Source organism: Kurthia populi, from assembly GCF_042686175.1.
Lineage (GTDB): Bacteria > Bacillota > Bacilli > Bacillales_A > Planococcaceae > Kurthia > Kurthia populi.
On sequence record NZ_JBHUOR010000078.1, the window covers coordinates 1 to 3,514 of the forward strand.

Consider the following 3,514-nt stretch of genomic DNA (forward strand, 5'->3'; position numbering starts at 1 on the left):
ACTTTCATTGATCAACAATCGACCAAGAAAGTGCCTCAACTGGAATACCACACAGGATGCATTTGAATGTGAAGTGGTGCAGTTAATTTGACAATCTATCACATATTCAAAAACAACTGAAATTACCTGGGAGTTATTACAATACGAAAAAAGACTTTGAAGCGGCGTGTGAGCGCATTGTCGTCGAAACACATCAACTCCAATTAAAAAAAGATAAAGAATATCGAGAGTTTGTACACGGTCAACCTCAACAGGAGTTAGAAGCGAGGCAGCTTGTGACCTTTCAAATGCAAAAGATTTTTGAGTCATTTGATGCGACGATACAAGATTTAGATGATGGGGAAAATGAACAATTTATTGACCAAGTCGAGCATTATTTACAATCACTTCCACTAGATAAGCAAAAAGAAATTAAGGAAAAATTAAATATTAATGACCTGACGAGTCGTACAATCCGCAATCTTATGTTGACACAAGGCTCTGCGGCCATGCTTGCAATTATTGTTGAGGTGATGGGTTTTGCGGCTTTCACGACGTTAACAAGTACCATTGCCGCCATTACAGGATTTTTTGGCATTACACTGTCATTTAGTTCGTACATATTTTTAACATCTGCATTTTCCATATTAACAGGGCCTATCGGGTTAATCGCAATCGCTGCAGGAGGCGGTGTGATGCTTAAAAAGCAAAATGATAAAGTAAGTAAAATGTTCGTGCCTATCGGCGTTGTACAACTGCTGCTACCGATTATGATGGGAGAGCCTGAAGGTAGACATTATGAAGCTTTCATCGAAGCTTGGATGGTGCCATATGAAAAACAAAAAGCGATTCAACGCGAAATTCATAAATTGAAAGATACCTATAAAGAATATGAGCATCAATTGTCAACGTATCGTGAATTAAAATATAAAGCATTTTTAGAAGAAAACAAGGAAGAGCAAAATATAGAACAACAAATGGCACAAATGGCAAGATTTTTAGAAGATATTCCTGAAAACGAAAAATCTGCGCGCTATCTTGAATTATCATCCGGGATGAAACCTATTTTATTATATAAAGCTAAGCTAGAAAAAAAGATTACATTAAATGATGCAAATAAAGGCATGTTTAATGCGGTTAAAAATTTAGTCGCTAATACAAGCCTTAAAAGTAAAATTAGTGACTGCGACAAGTTATATGAACGCGTAGCGAAACAACGGGTTGATGAAACAATTGAGATGAAGCCGCCTTGTTTAAAAAAATATTGGGAAGCCATCGCAGTAATAAACGCACAAATAAAATCTTGTAAGCAACAGCAGCAGGAATGCAGTAAGAAAATATCGGAAGCTGAAAAGACCATGGTTACATTAAAAGAGACAATTTCAACAAAAGAAAATGATTTAAAAAGGCATCAAAAACGTTGGTACGGTTTAAAAGATGTAAAGTGAGGCAGAGCGAATGATTACGAACGAGACATTTTGGCACTATTGGCGTGACGGAAACTTTAAAGCCGCGCTAGAGTGTTCAATCGAAAAGAAAGAAAAAAAACGCGGCAATTTATTTCGTTCAAAAGTGACCGAAACGACAATTATTGCGACAATTAGCGCCGGTGAATTTTTATATGATTATTGTATGATCAACCCGACAGCTGTTAAAGGCATTGATTTTGCGCGCAGTGAGGATTTATCGAATTTACTCGCGTTATCCAATTTTGCGAGTACGATCGATACAGCCAATTTGACTGGAAATATGGCGCAGCTGCAAGGCTATGTAGCGGAGCGGATAATTGCCCAGCAACTAGAAGCAGCCGGGCATGATGTCGAATTTCCAGAGACATCAAATCAAGTGGGGTGGGATATGCTTGTCGATGGCGAGCGCTTCCAAGTGAAATGTGGAGCTTCAAACGCGATTGTCGAGCAACATTTCGCAAAATATCCCGATATTCCGATCTATGCAAACCAAGAATTGGCGAATATGTATGAGAATAATCCACTGGTTTATAGCACTGCGGTAACGCGTGAAGAAGTGATTAAAACGACGCAACAGACACTTGTTCATGCGGACAATTTAACGGATTTTGAAATTCCGTGGATTACATTTGGCGTGAGTTCGTTGACGAATGCCAAACGCATTTATAAAGACGGCATTAAATTGCGTACAGCAACGAGAAATGTCGCATTTGACACAGCAAGTCGAGCTACGACAGCGGCAATTGGTAAAGTTGCGTTAGGTTTAGTTGGGAATGTGGTGCTCCCTGGTGCAGGGGGCATCGTGTTTCCAATCGTCGGTACGTATATTGGCATGAAGCAAGGCGGCAAATTATCGCTGAATATGAAAAAAATGTTCGCAAAAAAAGAACAAGTTGCTTTTTCATTAGCTTTACAGCACTTAATTGAAAAAATGCAGCGCGTACTACAATATAAGGAACAAACAAAGATGCATAAATATGACGCCTTACAAGAGCAGTTTTCAGAGAAAATAAATGACGCCTTTTCAACTTACCATAAGGAAGATATGACATCATTACATAACGTAAAAAATCAGCTTGAATTAATCGAGCCAATGATTTCAAAAGATCCATTTCAGGCATTTGAACGCTTAATGACAGTACTAGGAACAGCAGGTATCCATGAACATGCATTAGCAGATGAATTAATGAGCGTGGAACAGACGTTGATTGCGTATAGTCGGAAATTGTAGTGGGCATGTATAACGTTGTATAAATAGCGACAAGAATTTTAGCGTAATCATATTGTAGATGATATGAAAGTCTAGTTTTTTTCCATCTCATAAAAGTAGAACAATTTCCTGGATGGCACTTTTGGAATATTAAAAGAGCAAAAAACGTTGGTTTAAAAGCGTTTTTTGCTCTTTTCAAGTAGAGAATTTTTCCAACAGACCGTTATAATTCTATTTCCATTTGGTCTTCCCATTCACCTGTTACTAAATTAAGCGCATCTTCTTCATCTAATATTCTAAAGTAAATAGGTAAATTCAAAGTAATTTTAGCTTGATCAAAACACTTTTTGACCCAATTCCCATATTCTTTTATAGTAATTCCTTCTAGACCATTGTCACTATAAAATTCACTAAAAATTTCTTCTTCTTTTTCATTAAAATTTTTTGAATATTAGTCATAAAGATCAAAATTATTAAGTAATGTCACATTAAAAGTATAATCACTACCTTCAACTGGGTGAACTGAATCAAACATATCTTCATTCGCTTCTAAAAAAAGATGAACATCATCTAAAGAAAAATATGTCTATGCCACTAAAACAGACGCCTCTTCTGGAAACTTAACATTTTCTAAACCCTTAAAAGATTTAATCAACTCATTTGATTTCTTTTCTAAATTAAATCGAACTTCTTCTACATATTTTTCTATACTAAACATTAAAAGGCACCGTCAATAATTTTGTGTAAATGGCTCAACCCAAACTTGGTAGATCGTCACATTTAGCGATCAAACATCGCTTCTAATTCGGCACGTGCCTGGTCAAATCCAAGATGACAACGTGCGAGGAAGCGTGTG

General features: G+C 36.8%; 2 protein-coding genes. Both read left to right on the plus strand.

Translation table 11 applies throughout. The features are described from left to right. Positions 1-287: 287 nt before the first annotated feature. Positions 288-1,427, plus strand: a complete 1,140-nt coding sequence (locus ACFSY7_RS10580) for a hypothetical protein (RefSeq protein ID WP_380147806.1) — start codon at positions 288-290, stop codon at positions 1,425-1,427. 10 nt (positions 1,428-1,437) lie between these two features. After that, positions 1,438-2,679, plus strand: a complete 1,242-nt coding sequence (locus tag ACFSY7_RS10585) for a hypothetical protein (RefSeq protein ID WP_380147807.1) — start codon at positions 1,438-1,440, stop codon at positions 2,677-2,679. Positions 2,680-3,514 lie beyond the last annotated feature (835 nt).

Excerpts from the sequence above, each read along its gene's own strand:
- ACFSY7_RS10580 (WP_380147806.1), top strand. The coding sequence starts at position 288 with ATGCAAAAGATTTTTGAGTCATTTGATGCGACGATACAAGATTTAGAT.
- ACFSY7_RS10585 (WP_380147807.1), top strand. The coding sequence starts at position 1,438 with ATGATTACGAACGAGACATTTTGGCACTATTGGCGTGACGGAAACTTT.